The following is a 26,959-nucleotide window of genomic DNA, read 5'->3' as shown; positions in this document are numbered from 1 at the left end:
TATAGTAGACTTCCCCTATCGCTCACGTTATTTTGGATTAGAAATGGATTTATTGGACTTGTTCAGCGAGGCTTTACTCAGCACTGAAGCCGTACTTTTTGAAAAAGAAGATGCAACGCAGCGATACGGAAAAACAACGTTCTCAGAAGATATTGTCATTGATTTCGCAGTTCAAGTAACAAATGAATCGGCCATTCCCAAGTTATTACGTTTAGCGAATGAAGGTAAATTTTATATATATCCCATTAGCACAGGAAATAATTGGGGTTATGGTTCGGTTCAAAATACACCTATTAACGGCCCAAGAGTGGTTGTTGATTTAGGCCAAATGAAAGCCATCGTGCCAACCAATAGAAAAGCCGGTTTAATCACCCTTCAGCCCGGCGTAACACAACAAGATTTATTTGATTATTTAGAGAAAAATAACTGGCCTTTTATGGTGCCTGTGACAGGTGCGGGACCTCAATGCAGCGTGTTAAGTAATGCACTGGAACGAGGTTACGGGATCACGCCACGAACCGATCATTTCGCGGCAGTAAATGCGCTAAAAGCCTATTTACCGCACCCGGAATTGTGTAGTGAAAAATTTGAATCTGCAGTGTCCAACTTAGATGGCTCGGGATTAGACTTTATAGACAAGAGCTTTAAGTGGGGATTGGGCCCCTATATTGATGGCCTGTTTACCCAGAGTAACTTTGGCATAGTCACTGAAATGACGATTCGCTTAGCACCAAGGCCTGAGCACTTTAGTGCTTTTTACTTACAAGTCTTTGATGCCGATAAATTTTCAGATGCAGTGGCGTTAATTGAACAAACGCTGCTTGATTGTGAAGGTATAGTAGGTTCAATTAATTTAATGGATCGTCGCCGGCTAGTATCCATGGTTGCATCAAACCCGAATGGGCAAGACGTACACCAAACCATGAGCGAGGAACAAGTAGAATCCATAGCGTCAGAAAACCGTTTACCTCAATGGATGATTGTTGGCACAATATATGGTTCGAAAGACGTGGTATCTGCTACTCAAAAGCTATTCAAGCGGCGAGCTAAAAAAGTCGGCCAAGTAAACTTTTCAAATAGTTGGCTTATTCATATCGCAAAATTCGTACTTCGTTTACCGCTCCCCTCTTTTAGTGCCCTTGAAAATATTCGCTCGCAGCTCAATACGTTAGATGAAGGGACCGAGATTATGTTGGGTAAACCTAATCAAGTGGCGTTGCCCCTTGCTTATTGGCGTAATCCTAGAGTAAAAGCTGACAAAACAAACACGCTGCTGCCAGACATAGATAAGTGCGGTTTACTCTGGTACGCACCGCTTATTAGGATGGCCCCTGAAGTACTAACCGATTTTGTTAACTTTATACGCGAGACAACCCCTAAATACGGTATTGAGCCATTAATCACCTTTACCAACCTTAGGCACGACTGTATCGACTCTACGGTACCGTTAGTATTTGATCTTGATAACCCAGAAGCAGTAAATGCGGCGCACTTATGTTTAAAAGAGCTATTCACTGAAGGATGTAAAAAAGGTTTTGTACCTTACCGGTTAAATACAACGCAGCAGGCTTCATTACCTACCGACAGCATTTTTTGGAAGACAACGTCTTTATTGAAAAATGCTATTGACCCAAATGGTATATTGTCGCCCAGTCGCTATAACCCTTGAGTCAACATAACTTAGTGTTGTGACTTAACGAAAGGCCATTGCTCACTTAGAGGTTATACCATAAAGTAATGATAGAATTGTTTCACCAGTGCAAGCTGACCAAGCAGCACATGTATTTTATATTAAACTAACGGAGTTAGTATGCGCATCAAATCACTTTCATCTTTTATCGTTTTATCAGCGCTAGCACTGACTGGATGCGATAGTAAGTCGGCTGAAGAATATATCGCTGCGGCCAAGGCCCAGTACCAAAACAATGATACTTCAGCTGCTATTCTCGACTTAAAAAATGCGATTGCGTTAGCCCCACAAAATAAAGATGCTCGGGCAAACTTAGGCCTCTATTACCTTGAGGCCGGTTTCTTCGATGAATCTGAAAAAGAGCTTCGCAAAGCATTAGAATTAGGCGAAACCACTGATTTTATTTATCCCGTTCTAGTCAAAGCAATTTATTATCAAAATGACTTCGACCGCCTTATTCGATTAACACAAGATTTCACTAGTGATGATGCCGAAATACAAAGCACGGTAGATTTATTCACTTTTCTAGCTATTTTGAAAAATGCATCAAACAATGAAGCTATTAACACTGATTTTTCAACATTAATCGGTGACGATAAGACATTAGCACAAGTCTATTATGATTTTTCTCAAGGTAATTTCCCTCAAGCCAATGAACTTTTGTCTAGTTTTCAGGATTTAACGCGCAACAAAATCGAGAAATTGATCGTTACAGGCTTAATCAAAGCGCAATTAAAGGAGTACGAATCAGCTATTAGCGCTTTAGAACAAGTCGTAAACTCGTCACCTGAATACTATGTTATTCAATTTCAGCTGGCAGAAATATTGATCAAGGCCGGCAATCTGGAAAAGGCTAAAACGCTTATTAATGGCCTTTTAAAAGTAAATGCTAACAGTGCCTACGCCAATTTGTTGATGTCTCAAGTAAATATTAACGACGAGGAATACAAAAAAGCATTCGATGCTGCTGAATTCGCAATACAAAATGGCATAGATACCACCCAAAGCAACTTGCTTGCAGGCATTAGCGCATACAAAATTGAACGCACTGAAAGTGCCTATAAGTATTTATCAAAAGCCTCCAGAAATATCCCCAGCGACCATATGGCTAATCGCTTATTAGCCGATGTTAAGATTAGATTGGGTGAAACGAGTAATTTAGCTGAGCTACTCGGAGGTCTTTCAGGTCAAGATGCGCAGAAATCGGCGTTGCTGGAAAGTGCAGCGATGATTAAATTTCGAGAGGGAGATCTCGAAGAATCCAAAAACCTATTTGGCCAAGCAAAGGAAGGTGCTCCTGACAACGCAGTAACACTATTGCGCGAAGGCTTGGTCAAATTATCTTCTGGTGACCAATCCGGGATAGAGAGTTTAGAGTCAGCGATTGCATTAGACGAAACATTAAATGACGCCTGGAACTTACTTGCTCAGGCACATATGCAAGCAAAAGAACCTAAAAAAGCGTTAGCTGTTGCCCTGCGCTGGCAGCAAGTAAATCAAGTAGACGGCTTAGTGCTTGAATCCTATTTACTGCAACAACTAAATGATGATAATAATGCACGTATAAAGCTAGACCAAGCACTTGAATTAGCGCCTGATAACTACCCTGCAATGCGTTTTTTGATGTTAATGAATGCCCGTGAAAAGCGCTTTGACGAAGCGCGTACTTTAGCTGAAACGTTATTAAAATCGTCAAACAATGCCGAAGGCAAATTTCAACTGGTTCTCACCCTCATTAATCTAGCCATACAACAAGATGACCTGACGTCTGTTGAATCTTTATTGAAGTCATTATTGGATAATCAAGCAGCTGACGATAAAAACGGTGGCCAAGAACTTAAAGTAGGGTTAGCAACGATTTACAACTACCAAGGTGAGTATCGAAAAGCGTTGGACATATTAAAAGATATCGAAGCCAAGAATGACTTTTTTGTTTTATCTGAACTTGGTCAAACGTATATCGAGATGGATGATTTTAAAAATGCAAAAGCAACCTTTCAAACGTTGGTTAGCTCCTTTCCAAGAAATACCCTTAGTTGGAATAAGTTGATTAATTTGCTTAATCAGTATGGACTTCAAGCAGAAGCGGCTGAGGTTGCTAGCAATGCTGAAACAGCGATTCCGCAAGATCCGCGCCTGACCGTGCTCAATATACGAGCACTGATTCGAGCGGGTGATATTCGCAAAGCCAAGCAAAAAATCGATAAAATGAAAGCCCAAGGTAATAGCTCCCCCATGTTCGAGCTATTTGAAGGAGAGATCGCTTTACATGATAAGGAATACGAGAAAGCAAGCAAACTGCTTAGCAACTATTATTCAAAAGACCCTTCTTGGGACACAGCCATACCACTAGCAAAAGCTCTTGCCCAATTAGGTAAAGTTCCCTTAGGCGGAAAGTATCTTGTGGAGCAAACAGCCAAGAGTCGAGTCAAGTTCAAGAACATTCACTACATAGCTGAATATTATGCTCAAAACGGTGAACTTGATTCAGCAGCAGTATATTACAAAGGCTTACTGGATCTTAATCCCAACGATTTCGTTACGCTCAATAACTATTCCACTCTTGCGATTGGACAAGGGAACATAACTCAAGCTTTAGAACTCGCTGAGAAAGCGATTCAGATATATCCTGAGTCTCCTTATGCGATGGATACATTAGGCTGGGCTTTATTTCACGACAAAAAATATGGTGATGCATTAACTTATATTAAAAAAGCCCATGAAGCTTTGCCGCAAAATAATGAAGTCACACTTCATTTAATCGAAGTGCTAATAAGTACTGGCAGTAAAGACAAAGCGAAGACGTTATCAAACCGATTAAAACCAGCTAACGACAGGGAAAAACAAACACTGTCACGCTTGAATGCTAGTATTTAATATACCGCTAATACGGGCCTTGCACTATTTAAAGCAAGGCCTTAAATACTGTGCTGACAACGAGTAAATTTTATTTTTAATATTGAACATTATCCTCTTGAAGATATCGAGCGGCACGAAACGTTGTGGAAAACGCTCCACAAGCAATCTGAAGGTTGTGTGTTTCTAAGCTGGTCGTGGATCCACGCCTGGATAAATACCCTTCCCTCAGCTCCCACAGTGTTAATTGCATATGAAGGCGATACATGTGTGGGGTTAGCGATATTTACCCAGCGCAATGAACGGTCTTTTCTGGGAATAAAAATTAAACAATTGTGGCTTCACAGAAGTGGAGAGCAAGCGTTGGATCAAATGTGGATTGAACACAATGACTTTTTGCTCCACAGCAGTAATGTGCAAAGCGTCCGTATAGCCATGCTCGATTATCTAATTGACAATCAGTACCTGTGGCAGGAATTGTACATTGGCCTGTCTACGGATGAAAAGCTCGACGAATTCAAGCATCATTTACCCTATTCTCGGATGGATATTACATCGCCTGACTTCGAAGTGGACTTAAGCGGTAAAACGCATATAGATGATTATTTAAGCGATTTATCAAAGAATACTCGGGCGCAAATAAGGCGTACGGAAAAAATACTCTCTCAGGGCGGAAATTTATCCCTTGCCTTGGCGAGTAGTGACATACTGAAACGTACTTATTTGGACGAGATTGCAGCGCTGCACAAAGAAAAATGGCAAGACACAGAATATGGCAGTGGGTTTAACAACCCTATTTTTGAACGCTTCCATCAAGATCTGATATTTGCACCTGAGATGAGCAATGTTACGAATCTATATTGTCTTAAAGTAAATAATGAAGCATTGGCATATATTTATATATTGAAAGATAATAATGCTTGGTATTTTTATTTATCCGCGATGAAAAATCATACGGACAATCGAATAAAAATTGGTTTACTTGCGCACACGTTCATTATTAAAGAAGCAATAGCCCAGAATGTTAATAAATATAGTTTTTTGGCCGGCGAAGCCCGATACAAAGAATCACTGTCTAATATGCCCACCACCAGACAAAAATTGATGTGTTTCTATCAACCCACGTTTTTAATGCGGGCAAGAGAAGCTCTTCGGCAGATTAAACATGCCCTACAAAAATCATTTAGACATTAGAATAACCCAATGAATATTGACGATCACGGCACTCACAGCATCCCGTTAGAATTGCACTTTTCAGAAAATGACGCTTTTGCTGGCTACTTTTCTACTAGCTTACCGTTACCACAAGGTGCGCTTTATGATTTACAGTATTGCCAACTATTATGCGATTCAGATCCTATTAGTTGCGGCGCACGTCCTCTTGCTACATGGCCAGATAAAAGTATTAAGTGGATTCACCTAACGTTTTTTGCACCCAAGTCCCCTTTTTCTCAACAATTACAGAAAGAGCAATTCAAATTTGTTATCAGTCAAAGACGTGCCGCTAAGTCTCTGGTGATTTCAAATATTTTGGTCTATAAACAGAATGATACACTGACCGAAATACAGAATTCAGACTATATATTGAAACTGGATCACGCTGATGGTCAGTTTTCGCTAGCCTCTAAAATACAACACAAATCTGAGCTGAGCTCACTTAAAGGGCAGCTGATATTCAAAGACGCATCCAAGCTCAGTTGTACGATATCATCTTGTAAAGTCAGTGTTCAAGAAACCCCTGATTTACGTCATGATGCCATATTCGCTTTACAGGTTAACGTAGAAATTGACTACGTAGATACGGATCCAAATTCCCCATCACACATTCACGTTAAAAACGTTTTTACCCTCATTGCGGGTCAAAGCGCGGTTAAATTAGATGTGACATTACACAACCCAAAGAGTGCGGTGCACAGCGGAGGTAGTTGGGATTTAGGGGACCCCAATTCATTCAATTTTTCTGAGCTGAGTGTAAATTTTGATTACAATGTAGTTTGTCCTGTCGACTATCGTTTAACACGTGATCAAGAATGGCAAACCGCAACGGTCTTACCACTTATAATTACACAGCATTCAAGCGGCGGAGATAATTGGCAGAGTCCTGTGCATGTTGATCATCAACAAAAAGTGCCGTTTGATATCAAAGGCTACCAAGTTATTCAGCAAGATAAGCTACTTGAAATAGGCTCGCGCGCATCTCCACACATTCACTTGGCAGCGAAATTCTGCTTATCCATGGGGGACTTTTGGCAGAAATTCCCTAGCGCAATGGGTATTACTCAAAAGCGTGTGTCTTTAGGCTTTCTCCCAGAACAAACAGGTAGTAACTATGAGCTTCAAGGGGGTGAAAAAAGCACTCATACGCTATGGGTTTCGGCCAGTGAGGATAAAAACGCGCTTGATTGGACTGAAAACGCCCCGAGGGCTACGACAAATATTGCGCAATACGCAAATAGCGATATGCCCTTATACACAGAATACGCGCGAAGTGATTCTGAGCTACAACAGCTGATAAATAATGGACTTTTATCTAGCAACAATTTTTTCGAAAAACGTGAACAATTAGATGAATATGGCTGGCGAAATTTCGGTGATCTGTATGCTGACCATGAAACCGCCGAGCACGATGGCGACGCTATTTTTGTATCACATTACAATAATCAATATGATCCCATTTACGGCTTTTTACGGCAATTCATATTAAGTGGTGATCGCCGTTGGTTTACCTTAGCCGATGATTTAGCCAAACACGTAAAAGACATAGATATTTATCACACCCTTGATGATAAGTCAGAATATAACGGCGGAATGTTTTGGCATACTGACCACTATTTACAGGCATATACGTCTAGTCACCGTTCTTACTCGAAACATCAGGGTAAAGGTGCTTATCAGGATCATGCTGGTGGTGGCGGCCCAGGGGGACAGCATTGTTACACAACAGGATTGGCACTTTATCATCTGCTTACTGGGGATGAAGAAGCGAAACAGGCAGTGTTGACTCTCACGAAATGGATCACGTACGTATATGAAGGCGGCAATACGTGTCTTGAACTACTCCTTGCGCTTAAAAATCGTAACGTACTCGGATTGAAAAACCATTTTAGCGGTCAATACCCTCTTGATAGAGGAACAGCCAACTATCTCAATGCATTGTTAGATAGCTATATAATCACAAGCGATGCTGCAATTTTGCTCAACGTTGAACATATCATTTATCACACCGTTCATCCCAATGAAGACGTTTCAACGCGTAACTTAGAAAATGTCGAAGAAACTTGGTTTTATACCGTATTTCTGCAATCTGTTGTTCGCTACCTTGATATCAAACGCGCAGCCCACGATTACAACAGTGCTTTTTATTACGCGCGAGATTGTTTGCTCAACTATGCGCAATGGATGCAAGTTAACGAGTATATGTATTTAGACAAACCAGACATTCTTGAATACCCCAACGATACCTGGACAGCTCAAGATTTGCGCAAAGCCCATGTATTGGCCGCAGCATACTTCTACTCAAATAAAGCACAAAAGCAGTATTTGACTAAAGCGTTATATTTCGAAAATCAAGTCGCCTCTCGCTTAGCCTTAAGCGAGACAAAAACCTTCACGCGGATCATGGTCTTACTGATGCAAAATGATGGCCCAACGAATTATTTCAAACACGCTGATCTCACTCATACGTTTATGCGAGCTGAAAGCAATTGGTCCGCACCCAGCTATGAAAAAGGTTCATTAACCACGCGGTTACTGAAGGCTTTCAGCACGCGCTTGTTAAAGATTTCACTGGCCGATGAAGTAAACTGGCTTAAGAAAAGGCTAAGATAAGTAATGACATTTTCAGGATCACGATACTAGATGCAAATTTCATTTATTATCCCGCATAAGGGTCGGTTTGAAATGCTAATTCAAACCATTGAATCTATTGCAAAACAGTCCTTTGACTTGACTCAAGTTGAAGTGATTGTCGTAAGTCAAACGCCTGACGTGTTAAAGCAAGCGCTGTCAGACGAGGCAAAGTTGCAGATTAAACCTTTCTTACGTCGAGAAAGTGAGACGATTTCCGCGCTTAGAAATTATGGCGTTACGCAATCATCTGGCAGGTACTTAGCATTCCTTGATGCGGATATATATCTGTCTGAAAACTGGATAGAGGAAATGCAGAGGACCTTAGCCCAAGACGCAAAGCGCATTATCGTCAGTGCCATGCAGATATGTAAATCGGATGCCCCGCCGCTAGAAAAGATCCGAACTAGCTTAAGTAATGCAGAACTCGATGTAAATGTGGTATTTTTACCCGGTCGTAATCTATTTCTAACACGTGATTCATTCGCGAAAATTGGCGGATTTCCGGAGCACTTAGTGACGTGCGAGGATTATTACTTTACTGATAAAGCCGCACAACTTGGTGCGTTATTCTATACTTCCAGTGCAACCTATATTCACCTTGGCGAAGACAAAACGCTTAAAGGGTTGTTTGACAAGGAGATATGGCGTGGTCAGTCAAACTTACAATCAATTGAAGGGAGACACATTCCTCTTCGAGAATGGCCAAGTTTTGTTGTGCCGCCAGCGATATTTTTATTTATCATAGTGAGTGTATTACTGTTAATTTTTGGTCTACGTGGCCTTGCCATCTGTAGTTTGTTGATTGGGCTATTTCCTGTAGTGGTATACAGTGTAAGATTACAAAATATTAATAATTTGCCGGTATCTTTTTTCCAAATATTTTTGTTTTATATTGTATATTTTCCTGCTCGAGCGATCGGTACCTTTGCCGGTCTTTTCAAATCAATTCGTGTTAATAACTCCTAAGGCTCTATCGCCATGACCCGTAAACTTAAAGTACTTCAATTTATTTGCCCTACTGGCTTTTACGGTGCGGAGCGTTGGGTACTGGCCTTAGCAAAACATTTAGACCCAAATAGTGTAACGTGTGATTTAGCCGTAACCATGGAGCCTGGACAAAAGGCCCTTGAGCTGGTGAGTGAATATAAAAAACTAAACTTAAATACCTATACCATTGATATGAAAAATAAATTTGATTTAGGAGCCGTTGGTAGACTGGTCAAATTAATCCACGAAAAAAAAATCGATATAATACATACGCATGGCTATAAATCAGACATTATCGGTGTACTTGCAGCAAAGCGTGCGAAAATTAAATGTATCGTTACGCCTCACGGTTTTGAAAATGCGAAAGACTTCAAACTCAGAACATTTATTTGGTTAGGGTGTCAATCAATGCGCTTCGCCCACAAAGTTGTTCCTTTATCACAACAGCTTATGCGCGATGTTTTAAAAATGGGAGTGAAACCAGAAAACACCTTGTATATTCAAAATGGTGTCGACCTTTCAGAAGTTGAAGCTGAGCCCGTTCCGCTGCGCGCAGATCCTGAGTGCAAGCGTATCGGTTTTGTTGGTCAAATGATCAGCCGTAAGAATATCCGCGATATATTGGATATATTTAGTGAATTACATAAAAAACACCCAAATACCGCACTTATATTACTCGGGGACGGTGATTCTCGCCAAGCGCTCGAGATATACAGTAATACGCTTGAGTGCAAAGACGCCATTGAGTTTTTAGGTTTTAGAGATGACAGATTAAACCTACTGAAGTCTTTTGATTTATTCGTGATGACATCGACGCTTGAAGGCATTCCACGCTGTTTAATGGAGGCCACAGCAGCAAGCATTCCAGTGGCAGCATATAATATCCCAGGTATTGATCAGTTAATCAATCATGAGGAAACGGGTTTATTGGCGACATTAGGGGATAAAGAGACGTTACTAGGATACTGGGAGAAACTCCTGTTCGAACCATCATATGCACGTGAAATTGCTGAAAATGCCAAACAATTCGTATACGATAATTACTCAGCTCAGCGCATGGCGGCAGAGTACAGCGACTTGTTTGAAGAAATGACAAAGGACAGTTAATGCAACAAGGCAAATCAGCGCCAGTTATATTCATATTATCCATTGATACGGAAGAAGAATGGGATTGGTCGGGAGCATTTCCACAACAAAATGTAGACGTTAATAACGTTAATTTGCTGCCCAGTTTTCATCAGCATTTAGCTAGTCTCGGCGTGCGGCCGACTTATTTTGTTGATTACGCAGTTGCCAACAGCCCTGATGCAGCGGCTGAAATGCGTACTATTACTGCACAAAAAGATTGCGAAGTAGGCGCGCATTTACACCCTTGGTGTAATCCGCCTTATTTTAGCCCAGCAACAGATGAAAGCTCACATGTAATTAATCTTCCTGTAGAACAGGTATCGCAAAAACTAGACGCTTTAATGCAACTTATTCACCAACAGTTTGACGTGCAAGCCAAATCATTCCGTACCGGGCGCTGGGGAATTGATTCTAAGGTGATAAACCTGCTCGTAAACGCAGGTATAAACGTTGATTCCAGTATATATCCGTTTTACAACAATGATTATTTCAGTTGTCATAGCGCTCCTTCCTTACCGTACTGGCCAGATTTAAATGATCCATTAAAAGAATCTCAGCAAAAGGAAATTTATGAGTTGCCGGTTACCGTCGGTTTTAACCGCTCAAATTTTTCTTTATGGAATGATATTCATACCAAGTTTGCTAGCCCGCCATACAGTTGGACGCGTTTTAATGGCATTGCTTGGCATACTCAATTATTACGAAAACAATATTTATGTCCCGAATTATCAATGCCTAAAGATATGCTGTCGTTATGTGAAACGGTCATAAACAAAGGTTACCCAGTACTGCACATGTACATGCACAGTTCAGGACTGCTAGATAACAACAACAGCCTACTAGGCAATCAAAATGCCTATGAGTTTATTAGCCAATCCGTTGCTGAAGTTATCAACACACTGAGCGAAAAATATACGTTGGATTTTTGTACCATATCTGAAGCTGCCGCAAAGTTGCAGCTAACCAAAGAGTAAGAGAATACATGACGGTTCAAGTTCGCCTAGCAACCATTAAAGATGAGCCACTTTGGAACAATTACGTTGACAACCACTCCAGGGCAACGCCTTACCACCGTTTTGGGTGGTTAAAAAGCGTTGAACAAGCCTATCAGCATAAAAATATGGCCGCGATAGCCCTTCAAGACAATCAAATTGTTGGTGTATTGCCTTGTATCCAGATGCAGCGCCCTTTGCTGCGTCCTGCATTTTGTGCCTTACCTTACTGTGATGTGGGTTACGCTCTGGGAGACGATAGCGCGATTGTCGGACTGTTAACCCAATTCATCAATCAGCAACTTTCGGCAGCAAACGGCCAAAAATTCGAGTTCAGAGACTTGGTTGACGGGCCTACGGAAGATTCACAGATGGAGGGCCAAAAAGTACGTATGTTGTTAGCGTTGCCTGAAACCAGTGAAGAATTATTAAGTGGATTCAAATCAAAGTTACGCAGTCAAATCAGAAAGTCCGAAAAAAATGGACTGCGATATGAAATATTCAAGAACGGTCAAGGACTCGATGATTTTTACCATATTTTTGCCATAAATATGCGAAAATTGGGTTCCCCTGTACACAGTAAAGAATGGTTTAAACACCTTTTAACGAATTATCAAGGCAACTGCGTTTTATCTGTGGTTTACAGTGAGGATATACCTATTGGTGCAGGGATTACCCTATCAAATAATCAAAATACAGCTATTCCATGGGCTTCCACTGTCGCTGAATACAATAAGCTTGCACCAAATATGCTGCTGTATTGGTCATTGCTAAAAGAAGCGTGTGATAACAATATGCGTTCCTTCGACTTTGGACGATCAACTTTTGGTGAAGGCACATATCGCTTTAAAGCCCAGTGGGGGGCAGTGCCGCAATTATTAAACTGGTATAATGCAGCTTCTCAAACGAGTCAAAATTTTACAGTACAGGACAATGATGAGCGAGAAAGTGCCCCGAAAGGACGACTGAGACCCTTGGTAGAATCCATTTGGGCCAAACTTCCGCTGGGCGTAACCACCTCAGTTGGTCCCAAGATCCGAAAACATATAAGCCTGTAAAAACATTTAAACCAGCAGTTTGCTGAATAAAAGACGACATTAACAACAAGGTCAGAATAACTATGTGTGGTATCGCGGGGTTTACGCAATTTAGTGGAAATATGGGTAATCAACAAACCCTGAAGAAAATGGGTGACAGTATTTATCATCGCGGTCCTGATGCAGGTCGTGAATACTTAGATGCACATGTCGGCTTGGCCCATCGCAGATTAGCGATCATTGACCTTTCAGAAGCGGGTACTCAGCCGATGTATTCTTTTGATGAAAAATACATCATTGCTTTTAACGGTGAAATTTATAACTTTCAAACGTTACGAGACCAGCTGAGTCGAGATGGCTATCCATTTCGTACCCATACCGATACCGAGGTCATCCTTGCGCTTTATGCAACACATGGCGAGAAAATGCTCACAATGATAAATGGTATGTTTGCATTTGCGTTATGGGATACTACGAGTAAGCGCTTATTGATTGCTCGAGACCGCATAGGCAAAAAGCCACTTTATTATCTTAAAACCGAGACTCAGTTTGCCTTCGCATCGGAAATAAAAGCCCTGCTAACGTTGCCCAATGTATCGCGAGAAGTTCGCCTAGATGCAGTACATGACTTCTTTGCTTATCAATATGTACCCGATCCAAAAACTATATTTACTGATATACATAAACTGCCTCCTGCCCATTTTATGTGGGTGTCACAGGACGGCATTCAAATTGAGCAATATTGGGATGTCTCATTTAAAAATGTGAGTGATAAATCCCCTGCTGAACTCACTAGCGAATTATATGCGTTAGCGACCGAAAAAACCTGTTCGCGCATGGTCAGTGATGTGCCCTTAGGCGCTTTTTTAAGTGGAGGCATAGACTCAAGCGGCGTAGTCGCCATGATGGCGCTAAACAGCGATACCCCAGTTAAGACTTGCTCTATCGGCTTTGATGAAGAACGTTTCAATGAGACCGAATTTGCTCAAATAGTTGCTGATAAATACCACACTGAGCACCATGAGTTTACGGTTCATCAAAACGTAAAAGATAACCTAGAAGAAATTGTCGCTTACTTTGATGAGCCCTTTGCCGATCCATCTTTGGTTCCTACTTATTTTGTTTCACAATTGGCTCGCTCACAAGTCACAGTGGCTATTGCTGGCGACGGCGGCGATGAGGTCTTCGCTGGTTATGAAAAGTATACCACCGACGCTTTAGAGAATAAGTTACGTCAGCGCTTTCCTAGAGCCCTGCGCAAAAATGTATTTCCTAAGCTGGCTAATCTCTTCGCTAAAAGTGAGCACCCACTCTTTAGAAAAGCAAAGTCATTACTAACGAGTCTAAGCCTAGAGCCTGCCATGGGTTTTTATATCACCAATTCGATGATCGATGACCGTTTATGGCAAAAACTGGCAACCGCTAACACTAAAAATAAACTGGGTACTTATCATCCTAGCCAAGTCACTTTGGAAAATTACAACAAGGCTGACGGCCCCGACCATTTGTCAAAAATTTTGTATACCGATATGAAAACCTATTTACCAGGCGGTATTTTAGTAAAAGTTGATCGCATGAGTATGGCTCACTCGTTAGAAGTAAGGGCTCCATTGTTAGATAAAGACATTATCGAATTTTCGGCGACCCTTCCTTCAGATCTAAAATATAACAAGGGTGAAAAGAAGTTCATTCTAAAAGAAGCCTTTAAGCCAGTATTACCTGACGATATTTTATATCGTAAAAAAATGGGGTTCTCTGTGCCGCTAGCCGCTTGGCTACGCAGTGAAATTAAAGACTTAACTGAAGATTACTTGTTCACTAAAGCGCAAGGGATCCAGCAATACTTTGATATGGCTGTGGTCAAGCAGCTATGGCAACAACACCAAGACGAAAAGGCTGATCATAGTACGGTATTGTGGAGCATGCTAATGTTCCAAATGTGGTGGTTCCGTTATATACAGTTAGGCGATGGAGCCAAAAAATAGTGCACAATAGGATCTACTATCTCGATGTGTTAAGAGCATTAGCCATCATGATGGTTTTTACAGCGCACAGCGTGCTGAGCTTCGGAGCACCTCAGAGTATTTCCGGGTTACAGTTCGGTGGCACAGGTGTTGATCTCTTTTTCTTATTATCTGGCTGGTTGATTGGTTCTCAATTATTTGCGGAAAAATCAAAGTTCAATAATGTAGATGTTAAGCGTTTTTGGATTAGACGTTGGATGCGAACATTACCAGCCTATTACGTTGTGCTTTTGGCCACGGTTGCGCAATTAGTGTTAACGAAGGATTCATTCAAAAGCCCCCTTCCCTATTTTGCATTTATACAAAATTACGATTATCCGTTAACCTATTTCTATATAAGTTGGTCGTTAAGTGTAGAAGAACAGTTTTATTTAGTTATCGCTCCTCTTCTAGTTGTTTTATTTAAGTTTAAAGCATCTATTCAATCTATTGGGCTACTGACTTTACTTATTACTCCCTCTTTGTTTAGAAGTTTAGGCTGGTTCGATTCGTTAGTAGAAACACATGTTCGATGGGATTGTTGTCTTATGGGCGTGTTTTTAGCGCACAGTGCACATCATTATTCTCAGGAATGGGCGAAGATGACTAAATTCAAGATACCTATTGGGCTAACAGGACTAACTGCCTTTTTATGCTTTTTTTATTTTCGATGGTACCCACCGTATCTGGGGTATCAAGATCCTAGTTTTCTGATATTGGCACTGACTTTTGGCTGCTTAGTCTTTTTTGCTGTCAATACTCCAGTGCTGACTAAACCTTTCGGTTATCAACTTATAATGCATATATCGACGCGTTCATACTCAATATATTTACTCCACCCTGAGGCGCTAGCAATATGTCGGCGTTATTTTTCAGAGCAAGGTTTTTTAGTGCACTTTGCGTCAGCCTTATTAATCACTTTATGCATTGCAGAAGTGTTGTTTAGAGTCGTCGAAATGCCCTTTATTAATATGCGCAACAACTTTGCATTCTCTGCAAAAAGAGAAAAAAATGACGATTAATATTCTACACCTCACCTTTGACATGCGTATCGGTGGCACCGAACAAGTCATTAAAAACCTGATATTAGGTGCCGATAAAAACCGTTTCACTATGTCGGTATTGTGTATCGAGTCGCCATTAGGGCCTTTCGCAGAGGACTTAATTGCACAAAACATCCACATTAGTGCGCTTTCGCGCAAACCAGGATTTGATATCAGTTTAATCGGTCAAATTCGTAAACATATCCTTGAACACAAGATTGATATTATTCACTGCCATCAGTACACACCATATGTATATGGAGTGTTGGGGGCATTATTCACATCCACTAAAGTAATTTTTACCGAACATGGGCGTTTTTATCCTGACTCTACCACCTGGAAACGCAAATTAATTAATCCCGTATTGCATAAATTTACCGCCGCAACCACTGCGATTTCAGCAGCCACACGTGATGCTTTGGTTGAATTCGAATTTTTACCTCACGACGATATCGACGTTATTTATAATGGCATTATCGGCGTTGCGGCCAATACTGAAAGTGTCGCTAAATTGCATGAAACCTTTAATTTACCCCAAGACTGCATTCTATTTGGCACTATAGCGCGACTCGACCCCATTAAAAATCACAGTATGATGTTGCGTGCGTTTAAACGTGTTATTGATGCAGGAACGAATGCAAAGTTGTTAATCGTCGGCGATGGCGATGAACGAGCCAATGTTGATGCACTTATCGACGAATTAGGGTTATCAGAGAATGTGATAATGACAGGATATGAGCCAAAACCTCACAACCACTTAGGATTAATGGATATCTACTTGTTACCATCGCTCAGTGAGGGCACTTCTATGACGTTACTCGAAGCCATGTCGTTAAGTAAGCCTTGTATTGTAACGGATGCTGGCGGAAATCCGGAAATAGTCCTACACAACCAAACAGGGCTGGTTACACCAAACAACGATGAACACGCCTATGCACAGGCTATGATAACATTGGCGAAAGATCATGCTCAGCAGACAGCGTTCGGTGTTGCTGCCAAAGCCCGGTTCGAGCAAACATTTAGCATTAATAATATGACTCAAGCATATCAAGCATTGTACTGGCAATTATGTTCAAATCACGTGAATTAATCTTTGAGTTATCTAACGAAGATATGTCGAATGCAAGTAATAAATAAATGAACTTAACTAAAAATGTGAAGCAATACTGCGCCTATTTATTTGGCTCATTTGTCGCTCATAGATCACGGATCAAGCAGATTGTTGATGCTAAAGATTATGCATCAAGGATGCGCCAGTTTTTGCACTACGCCAAAGCTGAAGAGAACGTTCCAAATGATGAACCTGTTTTTATTTTTTCAGCTGGCTGGCGTTCAGGTTCAACACTGCTGCAACGTTTGTTGTCCTCATCTGAATCATTGCTACTTTGGGGAGAGCCTCATGATAGAAGTAACATAATTCAGTCATTGGCATCGACAATCGAGCCTTTTAATGATAACTGGCCTCCACGAAAATACATCGCCGATAACGATGAGTTCAAACAAAATACGGATAAATGGATAGCCAATTTTTACCCAAGTGAAAGCCGGATATTAGCAGCCCATAGAATTTTCGTTCGCACTCTTTTTTCAGCTAACGTTGAAAACGAAGTGAATAAACGATGGGGAATCAAAGAAGTTCGTTATGGTTTGAAAGAAGCTGTATTTTTAAAAGCCCTTTTCCCAAACGCGAAATTCCTGTACTTGAAACGCGATCTTAAAGATGCGTACTTTTCTTATAAAAACTTTAGCCAGCATATGAACTGGTATGCAAAATGGCCACATAGTACCGTCTTTACACCTTTTGCCTTTGCGAAACACAGAGCGCGCTTGGTCAAGGAGTTTAGTCAGGCGCAAAAATTAACAGGCGGCTTAATTGTTGATTATGATGACATTGTCTCAAACAAAGAAACCCTTACTAACATCGAAAACTACTGCAATATAAAAATAGAGCGAGCCGTGCTGGAAAAGAACGTTGGCAGCGCTTTAAACCAAGAAAAAGCAGCTAAACGCAAAGCATCGATTGGTTGGTTTGAGTCTTGCTTACTGCGTTTGGGTGATGTGAGAGGTAGCAAACCGTCTCTTCGATTCAGTCTTATCAAGCGTATACTTAAATTCATTGAGCAACGAGCTTATACTCCCTCAACCGCACAAAAGATACGCGTTAATTTCGATAAAAACGGAGATAAATTGGAGACGCTAAATACTCAGTATTTAAGCAAAACCTATCTATCAATGTTCACAACCGATGATCGTCCAGATTTTACGAATATCAACGATTTATTTATAGACTGTGGGCAGCCAGATAAGCAAAGCCAGGACGACTGTTTAGGGGTGATTTTAGAAACTAGATGCCATCCATTATTGGAAAAAGTAGTTGTAGATTTCGTTAAGCGAACCGGTTACAGAGTCCAATTATTCCATGGAAACCTCAATTTAAATTTTATTCTGTCCGGTGAAATTAGGCAGCTCGTTGAGAATAAGAAGGTTATACTGACCCCACTTAATACTGATGAGGTAAATGGGAAAACCTACAATGCGATTTTCCTAAGTCACACTTTCTGGACGTTAATGCATGCTCGTCAAAAAATATTCGTATTTCAAACTGACTCATTACTTTGCCCATCATCAAACGTCCCACTTAGTGAATTTGTACAATATGATTATATTGGCTCATGGTGGCCTAGGTTGCGGCCTATTGGGATTACAGTTGATGGCGGTAACGGTGGTTTAAGTATAAGAGACTGGCAGCAAAGTGTTAATTGCTTAGAGCGATTTGATCCGATTTTTTGGCCCGGTGGAGAAGATGGCTACTTTGCCTTTCATATTGATTTAATGGGTGGAAAAATCGCCAGAGGGCAAACTTGCGCGCGGTTTAGTACACAATACCGATATTTATTTAATAGCTATGGATGCCATAAAATTTCATGTTTGAATAAAGCTGACAAAAATAAGTTTTTACGGTATTTCAATGAAGCCTCGGTACTCATTGACGATGACAGTACAACATAACATTCATTCGTTTAGCCAATGTAATTCATTCATAGTTATTGGTTACCCTATCCGTAGGATTACAATAAAATATGTTTATTGCGAGCCTCATCCTCACTTACTGACCTTGCATTTATTTAACGTCACAGATGAAAAATTCGTTATATAATAGTCATCTAATTGGATACGGTGCCATTTTGAGTACCCGTTGCGATAAATAATTATTCTCTACAATTAAGAGCGAAAGAATTAATGAAGCTTTTCTATTTTGAAGCACCTGAAGGGAATGTTGGAGATGATCTGAATAAGTGGCTGTGGCCACGAATTCTGGGCGATAAATTAGATGACAACGAAGAACATCTTATTATTGGGATTGGAACACTGTTAAATCACAAAATCCCTCCAGCAAAAAAATATACCGTTCTGACCTCCGGTGTAGGTTATGGCGATATGCCAAATTTATCCCAAGGTGAATGGGATTACGTTGGTCTTAGGGGCCCTTTGAGTAAGCAAAGTATGTCTGTCACAGAAGATATTTCCCTCTTGGATGGTGCATATTTACTCCCTCACTTTCTTAAATGTCCAAGGGTCATAAAATATAAATTTGGCTATGTCCCCCATGTAGATAGTGTAATTAATGGACTTTGGGAAGAGACCGCCAAGATTGGAGAATTTAAGTTAATTGATCCAAGGTGGCCGGTCGAAAAGTTCATTAATGAATTGTTAAGCTGTGAGAAAGTCGTAACAGAGGCCATGCATGGCGCGATTATGGCAGACGCTTATGGAGTGCCTTGGCAACCTACCAAAGCTTACGATTATATCAACGATTTCAAATGGAATGATTGGGCTGGCTCGTTAAATATGGAGATCGCTTTCAATATAATTGAACCTACCTGGAAAGGTGACCAAGGTGAATCAATAAAACGCATCCTAATAAATAACGTGAAACGCACATTAAAATTTACAGGACTTGCGTCAGCAGACTGGACTCCTGTTAAACCAAGACAAAGCAATGCTGCTCATTTGAAGATGGTTGCTGATAAAATTAATTTCAACGCCACAAATATGCCGTTCCAAGTTTCTGATAAAGAATTACGTAAAGAAAAAACAGCACAGCTCATCAAGAGTATTGAAGATAAATTCGCAGTTAGCATTGGCTAATTTGATTTAAATGTATGACTAAATAAATACTGTTCTAGTTATCATCGAACTACGACTTTGAGATCACTAATGCAATTACCTGTTATACAGAATGACATAAGCAATTCCTTAAAAGACATGAATATACCAGAACAAAACGAACCGTTAATCAGTGTGATCATTCCCGCATATAACGCTCAGCGCTATATTGAGTCCACTTTGGAGAGCGTGTTTAACCAAACCTACAGCAATATTGAGATAATCGTTGTAGATGATGGTTCAATAGACGATACGTCAGCCATTTTGGCAACCTATGCTGATAGGCTGCAAACGATCAAGACCGAAAATAAGGGCGTATCACACGCTAGGAATACTGGCATTGAAGCATCAAATGGATCGTGGATCGCGTTTATAGATTCCGATGATGTTTGGAGCCCCACAAAATTGAATGAGCAGTTCTCCTCATTAGGCAACTGCAAATGGTCCCATTGCGATTCCGTTTATATAGGTGAAAACCAAACAGGTATCGTGAAGCGGTCAGACTACAGCCACATACCAACGCACGATGTCTTTGAAGAACTTATCGTTGAAAATTTTATTACCACGTCGTCAGTTTTAATTCATAAAACGTTGTTGGATAAATTTGGCCGATTTGACGAAAGTCTGCACTGCTTAGAGGATTGGAAACTTTGGGTAGAAATAGCGCAAGAAAACCCTCTCGCTTACTGTGATAAAGCCCTATTAGAATATCGTGTTTACAGCGGCTCTACATCGCGAAAGGCTCGTTATGTATTGCCCTTACACATTGAGTTGATAAATAATATATTTAAAACACTGCCAAATAATAAGGTTTATATAAAACTGAAGATTCGAGCTAAAACTAAGTCCTATACCATTTGCTCTTATATAGCCGAAGAGGCCAATGATTTCAGCTTTGCAATGAAATGCGCTTATCAAGCTTGGTTGCTTAAACCCGCAAACATTCAAGCTAGCAAACGTTTATTGTCGTGTATGGTTAATTATGTGCGTTTTTCCAATAAAGACGAACTAACAGCAGATTAAATCACGCAATTCGCCTGATAAATTTCACACGGAAAATATTTACCTGAAACCCTCCAAATTTTCGAGCTAATTCCTGTTCATCAGTGTAGGTTAGCAAGTTGAAAATCGGGGTTTCCCTTAAATAATAATCTATGGTGAAAGCAGGAATATTTAGTGCAATTTTATCAGAATCAGTTTTCCAGTGATCACGACCTCCACAATGTAGGTCAGCCCTCAAAAGTGCTTATTATCGCATCAACTGCCCGCAGTGGAAGTCATATGCTTGGGCACGCTTTGCACACCACAGGCTGCTTTGGCTTTCCTCTCGAATATACCAACCCTGCTAATTTTAAAGAATGGCAACGCCTTCTTAAAAAAGAGACGCTTCAAGATGTATTGAACGAGTTACAAACTCGTCGAACATCGGAAAATGGTGTATTCAGCATTAAAATACATTATTCGCATTTAAAAATGTACGGTGGGTTCAAAGGTTTGAAAGCATTATTCCCAGATGCTTATTACGTATTATTGTCACGTAAAGATGTCTTGAAACAAGCTGTTTCATTATCAATCGCCGCCCAAACTGGTGTTTGGATCAGCGGTCAGAAAGCGAAATTTACTAATCCTAAATACGACTATCTCGCCATCAAGAATTTTCTTAAAAATACCATTATTGAACAAGCTTCTTGGCGATACACCTTAGCCGCAAGTGGATCTAATTTTTTAGAAATGAATTTTGATACGATTAAATCTGATATTCCAGGAGCCGTATCTCAAGTTGCGTCTTTTATGGACGTTGGAGTAACGCCTGAAAAAATGCCATCAAAGCCTGTGACTCAACAGCAAAGTAGTGAGCTAAACAATTTGTGGTTAAGTCAGTTTCTGGAAGACCACTCCGCCGACCCGTTATTGACAGCTGATCGACTACTGTCGTTAAAAGCTTGGATAAAAAAATTACTGAAAGGCGACGAACGGTATCAATAAGATTTGCTATGGATAATGTAAAATATTATTTTAAAAACCCAAAAAATTAAATCATACATAATAATTTAAGCGTCAGTTAAATATAAATATTTATAATCACTGACACTTTCAATGCAACTTTTCTCATCGGCAAAGTTTAACAATATTAGAGTTGTTCTCCTTTACTAGTTCTCCAAGCTTAAAGCTATTATTCTCAAGCGCTTGAGTGTAGGCAGAGAAATCTTCACTTGATGCACTGACTATTTGTTCCAATGCCATAGAGCGATTAAACGGGAAAATGCTCCAATCCTTTAGAAAGCTATTTACTTTAGAGATATTGGGGTTTAAGCCAAAATGAGGGACATTAAATGCCATTGCCGTAATAATACCGTGTAAGCTTGTTCCAATAAAAAGGCTTGCATTTTTTATGGTATACATGATTTCCCATACATTTAGATCTTGTAAAAGCAGCCCTTCTCCCTCCAGTCTCTTTTGTATTTGTCTTAAGTAATACACATCGTCATGGCCAGAGGCGTAACCTATTGGCAGAAGCACAATTTTTTCATTTCTTAGTTTTGCTATTTGAATTAACGCATCCACAACCTCTCCAACTTCCGATCCAACTTTATGAGGCGATGCTTGAAAACAAAAATACGGTTTATCTTTAACGTCTTTTATAGATGGTGAAATTTCCTTGTTTAAAAAATCCGAACTTATTAACTCAGAAATTAAAAATACCGAATCAGGATAAAGTACCGCATCAATTTTACTCTCTAAATTGTGCTGTGTACGTTTATCTCTGACAGAAATATAGTCAGCTGATTTCAATCTGTTTGTCACATCTGTTTGGTCCTTGACTGAAAGACCTGATATGCCGCCACCTACAGTATTAAAAGCGAGCTTTATCTTATGCTTGAATACGCTCTTTGGCGGTATATAAGGGAATTCCCAACGAGTACCGTATGTCTTATTAGTAAACACATTCAAATGTCTTCGAAGCAAGTACCTACCAGCTTTGACAACTGCATGTGAAAACCGCGTATTTTGCATATGCATTAACAACGTGAGATTAGTAGCGCACAACACCTCGCCGCCAATTACGATTAGTAGGGAATCCTCAGGCGTTGAACCTAGAAGGTTAGCAATCTTATTAGTTTTAAAGCAGCTATATTGAGACAGATCTGAATTTCCAATTGCACAATACTCTATCACATATTCTTGTAAAATAAGTGGATGATACTTTTCAATATAGAACTGAAATATAATTGGCATTAAGTTGTCGCCATAGTTATATCTATCGTATGCACCATAAAATATTATCTTTTTCTTTTGCACACCATCGTTCACTCTATCAATATTTGTCATAATCTATATATTTCTCAATTTCGACTGGAGACCATTTTTCTAGGTCGTTATATTTTATAAAATTCAGTATTCTAGGTGCAGCGATTATCTATCAATCTGTTAGAAATTACCAAGCCCCCCGAAAATCCGAGACTATCCATAGAATAAAAACTAACTGTTCGTTAAAGTCTGATAGATATTATTTTTCTTTAATGAACTAACGTCGCCTTTCGTTAATGCACGCGTTCAAGATTTTAAATTAGCTTGGGTGCTAGCAATCCATGATTTTACAAATCGGATTCTTTCAGCCAATATTTCAAAAATTGATGTACTTCTTGCTGTATTTGTAGATATTGAAAATCTTTCTAAAAACTCAATACTCATTCTCCTGCTACCAAACGGAATTTTTGTTTTAGACTCATTTTCTCCTGTATTTATCTTCCAACAAGTTAGCGGTCGTACAATTTTTTGTAACGGGTAGTTTAAAGACGCCATGAAGCGTCTTACAGCAATGTGATCACCTAGAACTTGCTCAAGAACATATGGATCGCAAGCATTTAGAAATTCTGTATGAGTTGTCATTTTTAAACTCTCTGATGCTCCAAAGAATAGCGCATTCGTTAACACTTTCCCTGAGAGAATTAAGCTACTACCACAATACCGATTAAATCCATACTTCTCTTGCGCTTTACGATTGAACATATCCAATAGATACCCTCGTTCTAACCAATATCCGCCAATTGAATCATTTCGCTCTTGCTGATATAAATATTCGATACAATCATTACTAACAAGATCGTCGGCATCTAAAAGAAAGAAATAATCAGGGATGTTTTCAGCATTAGCGGTCTGTATTGCAAATGCACGTTTCACTCCCTTATCAAATAATACTTCCTTTCGATTTTTTGGTAACGGACAATCAATAGTACAAAATCTAACTCTAGGGTCGTAAATATCTAGTTTAGGTTCCACGTTACAGCCAATATAAACTTTAAATTCGCTATTCGTTTGATTGAGTAGTGATTTTAGAGTTGCCTCAAGGAGCTGAACAACATGGTTATAATCTTTTGTAGAATCTGGGTGTCGAAATGCAATGACAAATGCAATCATTAATTTAGCCTTTATGTTTATTCAGCTTAAATACTGTTTTTATTTTATCAATTACCCTTAATGAAAAATAAACGATAAAACTCACAGAATTCATGAGATATAAATAGGTCCTACTGTGGAGTATTGGTGCGGTCGAATTTTTGCAAGCATGTAGATAGCTAGATGCCACGCTGCTAATATTAACGCGCCATTTTTGTGCATCACAAAACTCCCGGACATTCTGTCGATACTCATCCGATATTAAATAATTTATTTCGTCCAAGTTAGCTACCTTAAGACCTCTTTGCTCAAAGTATTTAAACGAAAATGAATATTCAGAACAAGCGAAAGGGATCTTGTTGTAAACAAATTTTTGTGCTTTTGTTGGCGGTTTTAAATTATGGGCGAACGAATCCATTTTGGTATCAAAAGCGGCAATACAAGTCTGCATCAACTCTGCTTGTTTCTTTTCTGACCATTGCTCTATGTAAACTCCCGAAATATATACACCGTCATCAGACTTATTTTCAACCGCAAATTTACAGCCAATTTGATTCAAGCTTTTTTCTAAATAATTTTCATAATGTGGAAGTTTTTCCAAGTCAGATAATGCCCTTATATTAAGCTCAGGCTTACTATTTCTAACAAATTTAAGTAAACTTGGAATGTACTCTAAATGGCCAACCCATAATAATTCGTTTTTTTTAATCGAACTATCATTTTTGTCTAACTCATATTTTAGGTAATGCTCAACAAAGAATTGAGGTGAGTCTGACGCCTTTGAAATTAATTCCCCGACTTTATCATTGTGAATAAGAAATCCAGAAAATAATTTCAAATGTGCTCTGTAACGCCAAAAAATATATACAGAGTGAAAAATATCAACTGGCGCATAGAGAACTTTAACTCCTTGCTTATTTTTTTCAATTAACCAGTCGATACTTGGCATCAATTTCACAATAATAATATAGTCAGCTTTTATTGATGTACTAAAATTCTGAAACTTCGTAATTTTCACACCACTATCTGAAAGATAATTGGCAACATCGACCCCAACCCAATTACTAGAAGGTAGTCCAACTAAGGGACCAATAGCTAAGCTCCCCTTAAAATTATGATGAATTTCGTGCCTCGTATCCATTTGCTACCCTAATAATTCTTTACCAAAGACTTTAACTACATTTCTTTTAAAAAATGAAACTACCAGTTAAAAAATTCATTTTAGTTTCAATTTAAACTCTAAAAAAATTTTTAATACCAGCTATGTACGACAAAAATAAAACACACTCATAACGACGTTTATTTAAATATATCAACCCAAGTAACGATATAGAGTAAATAAAAGAAAATATTAGGCAACCGAAAAAAAGTCGTCCAAACCAATGTATCGAATCAGAATCCAATATAACCACGGTAAAAATCCCAATAGAAGAAGCAACAAACGGTAAAATAAACAAAACAAGATCCGATATTTTAAAGAAACCATACCGAATTTGAAAATATGACATAAAGATACATAAACTGAAAACCGCAATTAAGACACGAGTTATAGCAAACTCTGCAAGGTCACTACCGATCATCGCATATAAAATCGCTAACGTTAGTACGGTCATGCAGGATTGATAATACACAATTGGCTTATAGCCACCTTCAGCAAGTATATACTCTGAAAGCACTTTGAAAATAACCCCAGGTACCATCATGAAAGCCAAAATAGAGAAAATATAAGCGTGTGTGCCCCACTTATCTCCCAAAAATAGTAAAACAATTTCTTGATTGAAGTACGCCATCATCGTTGTTAAAGGAGCTACCAGCGATAGCAACAGCAACAATACGATATTTAGTTGATAGGCCTTAAAATCTTTCTCCCTTATAGCAGCCGAGAAGGTAGCTAGCAGAGGGTCGGTTGCTGGGGAAATAAGTTGCGTCAGAGGCATGCTTGAAAGGTTTTTAAACATAGAATAAATTCCTATCATATCTAGATTAAAATACTTCGCAACTAACACAGAATCCCCTTCCCCCCTAGCATACCCTACAATACTGTTAGCAATTACCCATTGGGAAAACTTCATCTGGTGATATATATTTAATAGTCTAAACCGTGGTCTATGGCTACAAATAAAATGAGAAAAGATACAAGGTAACAAGTAAGATAAAACAACTCCTATCAGCATCGCCCAATAAGTCCGTTCAAAATACACTATGACCAATACTGTTATAAATGATAAAACTTTAGAAATTACATCTATTTTAAATAACGGTTTATAGTTTAGATTACGAGACATGATCCAAACACCGGGGTTTCCGAGACACCCAAATGCTAAAATAAGTGATAGGAAACGTAATGGGTCTTCTATCTCTGGCTTACCTAAAAAGGATGCGATACTCGAGGAGAACGTAATAAAGAATAACCATAAACTTAGCTTAATACATATATTGAGTGTCCAAGCAGTATTTAATATATCATCATCAATATCTTGTGTTCTAATAATATATTGCTTGGCACCTACATCACCTAAAGAATTAAATAAAAATACTGCGAGAGTACATATTGAAACTATACCGAAATCTTCTGGTGTAAGAATCCGCGCAAGAATCAACATACTGATTACACCTAACCCCCTCTGTACCAATTTAGTTGAACCAGTATAAATAATGCTGTTTACTGTTTTAGCGGTAAGTGACATCTAAATTTCAAGTCCTTTTTAGATACGATTCATTCCCAACTTGCCAATATGTAAGAGGAAAATAAGCACATATCATATATTTATAATTTTAAATCTAAAAATAATATCAACCATTAAAATAA

Annotated in this window: 19 protein-coding genes; 15 read left to right on the top strand and 4 right to left on the bottom strand. The window is 39.3% G+C overall.

Going from position 1 to position 26,959, the window contains the following annotated elements; genetic code table 11:
* The first annotated feature begins 43 nt into the window (after window positions 1-43).
* From GQR89_RS05340 to GQR89_RS05270, 15 genes are all read left to right on the top strand, one after another.
* Window positions 44-1,669 carry an FAD-binding oxidoreductase gene (locus GQR89_RS05340; protein WP_158769101.1) on the top strand — a complete coding sequence of 542 codons (1,626 nt, stop codon included), beginning with the start codon at window positions 44-46 and terminating at the stop codon, window positions 1,667-1,669.
* 141 nt (window positions 1,670-1,810) lie between these two features.
* Window positions 1,811-4,567 (top strand): XrtA/PEP-CTERM system TPR-repeat protein PrsT, encoded by a 2,757-nt coding sequence (gene prsT, locus GQR89_RS05335; RefSeq protein ID WP_158769100.1) that lies wholly within the window; start codon window positions 1,811-1,813, stop codon window positions 4,565-4,567.
* A 249-nt stretch (window positions 4,568-4,816) separates the two neighbouring features.
* Window positions 4,817-5,740, top strand: a complete 924-nt coding sequence (locus GQR89_RS05330) for a GNAT family N-acetyltransferase (protein WP_233269086.1) — start codon at window positions 4,817-4,819, stop codon at window positions 5,738-5,740.
* Window positions 5,741-5,749: 9 nt separating this feature from the next.
* Entirely contained in the window at window positions 5,750-8,374 is a 2,625-nt protein-coding gene (locus GQR89_RS05325) for a hypothetical protein (RefSeq protein ID WP_158769098.1), read from the top strand.
* A 30-nt stretch (window positions 8,375-8,404) separates the two neighbouring features.
* Complete coding sequence (locus tag GQR89_RS05320; protein WP_158769097.1) at window positions 8,405-9,361, top strand: glycosyltransferase family 2 protein; 957 nt, start codon at window positions 8,405-8,407, stop codon at window positions 9,359-9,361.
* A gap of 12 nt (window positions 9,362-9,373) precedes the next feature.
* On the top strand, window positions 9,374-10,489 hold the full coding sequence (locus GQR89_RS05315; RefSeq protein WP_158769096.1) for a glycosyltransferase: 1,116 nt from the start codon (window positions 9,374-9,376) through the stop codon (window positions 10,487-10,489).
* Window positions 10,489-11,484 carry a polysaccharide deacetylase family protein gene (locus GQR89_RS05310; protein WP_158769095.1) on the top strand — a complete coding sequence of 332 codons (996 nt, stop codon included), beginning with the start codon at window positions 10,489-10,491 and terminating at the stop codon, window positions 11,482-11,484. Before GQR89_RS05315 ends, GQR89_RS05310 begins: the two co-directional genes overlap by 1 nt.
* An 8-nt stretch (window positions 11,485-11,492) precedes the next feature.
* A complete protein-coding gene (locus GQR89_RS05305; protein WP_158769094.1) occupies window positions 11,493-12,560 on the top strand; it encodes a GNAT family N-acetyltransferase in 1,068 nt (355 codons plus the stop codon).
* A gap of 62 nt (window positions 12,561-12,622) precedes the next feature.
* Window positions 12,623-14,524 (top strand): asparagine synthase (glutamine-hydrolyzing), encoded by a 1,902-nt coding sequence (gene asnB, locus GQR89_RS05300; RefSeq protein ID WP_158769093.1) that lies wholly within the window; start codon window positions 12,623-12,625, stop codon window positions 14,522-14,524.
* Window positions 14,524-15,564: an acyltransferase gene (locus GQR89_RS05295; RefSeq protein ID WP_233269085.1), complete on the top strand. Its 1,041-nt coding sequence runs from the start codon at window positions 14,524-14,526 to the stop codon at window positions 15,562-15,564. The genes asnB and GQR89_RS05295 overlap by 1 nt, the downstream gene beginning before the upstream one ends.
* Window positions 15,554-16,675 carry a glycosyltransferase gene (locus tag GQR89_RS05290; protein WP_158769092.1) on the top strand — a complete coding sequence of 374 codons (1,122 nt, stop codon included), beginning with the start codon at window positions 15,554-15,556 and terminating at the stop codon, window positions 16,673-16,675. Before GQR89_RS05295 ends, GQR89_RS05290 begins: the two co-directional genes overlap by 11 nt.
* Before the next feature lie 47 nt (window positions 16,676-16,722).
* Window positions 16,723-18,594, top strand: coding sequence for a DUF5672 family protein (locus GQR89_RS05285; RefSeq protein WP_158769091.1), 1,872 nt, complete (start codon window positions 16,723-16,725; stop codon window positions 18,592-18,594).
* 231 nt (window positions 18,595-18,825) lie between these two features.
* The gene (locus tag GQR89_RS05280; RefSeq protein ID WP_158769090.1) at window positions 18,826-19,734 is read left to right on the top strand and encodes a polysaccharide pyruvyl transferase family protein; all 909 of its coding nucleotides are present in this window, start codon (window positions 18,826-18,828) and stop codon (window positions 19,732-19,734) included.
* Window positions 19,735-19,803: 69 nt separating this feature from the next.
* Window positions 19,804-20,775, top strand: coding sequence for a glycosyltransferase (locus GQR89_RS05275; protein WP_233269084.1), 972 nt, complete (start codon window positions 19,804-19,806; stop codon window positions 20,773-20,775).
* Window positions 20,776-20,928: 153 nt separating this feature from the next.
* Window positions 20,929-21,738: a Stf0 family sulfotransferase gene (locus GQR89_RS05270; protein WP_158769089.1), complete on the top strand. Its 810-nt coding sequence runs from the start codon at window positions 20,929-20,931 to the stop codon at window positions 21,736-21,738.
* 123 nt (window positions 21,739-21,861) lie between these two features.
* On the opposite strand, the gene GQR89_RS05265 is transcribed toward GQR89_RS05270, so the two are convergent.
* From GQR89_RS05265 to GQR89_RS05250, 4 genes are all read right to left on the bottom strand, one after another.
* On the bottom strand, window positions 21,862-23,082 hold the full coding sequence (locus GQR89_RS05265; protein WP_158769088.1) for a polysaccharide pyruvyl transferase family protein: 1,221 nt from the start codon (window positions 23,080-23,082) through the stop codon (window positions 21,862-21,864).
* Between the two features lie 225 nt (window positions 23,083-23,307).
* The gene (locus GQR89_RS05260; RefSeq protein ID WP_158769087.1) at window positions 23,308-24,171 is read right to left on the bottom strand and encodes a glycosyltransferase family A protein; all 864 of its coding nucleotides are present in this window, start codon (window positions 24,169-24,171) and stop codon (window positions 23,308-23,310) included.
* A gap of 4 nt (window positions 24,172-24,175) precedes the next feature.
* Entirely contained in the window at window positions 24,176-25,291 is a 1,116-nt protein-coding gene (locus tag GQR89_RS05255) for a hypothetical protein (RefSeq protein WP_158769086.1), read from the bottom strand.
* Between the two features lie 91 nt (window positions 25,292-25,382).
* Window positions 25,383-26,837 carry an oligosaccharide flippase family protein gene (locus GQR89_RS05250; protein WP_158769085.1) on the bottom strand — a complete coding sequence of 485 codons (1,455 nt, stop codon included), beginning with the start codon at window positions 26,835-26,837 and terminating at the stop codon, window positions 25,383-25,385.
* Between the last annotated feature and the right edge of the window lie 122 nt (window positions 26,838-26,959).

Source organism: Paraglaciecola sp. L1A13 (assembly GCF_009796745.1).
In the GTDB taxonomy this organism is placed as follows: domain Bacteria; phylum Pseudomonadota; class Gammaproteobacteria; order Enterobacterales; family Alteromonadaceae; genus Paraglaciecola.
The sequence above is the reverse complement of the archived record's forward strand: the minus strand, read 5'-3'. Positions and strand labels throughout refer to the sequence as shown.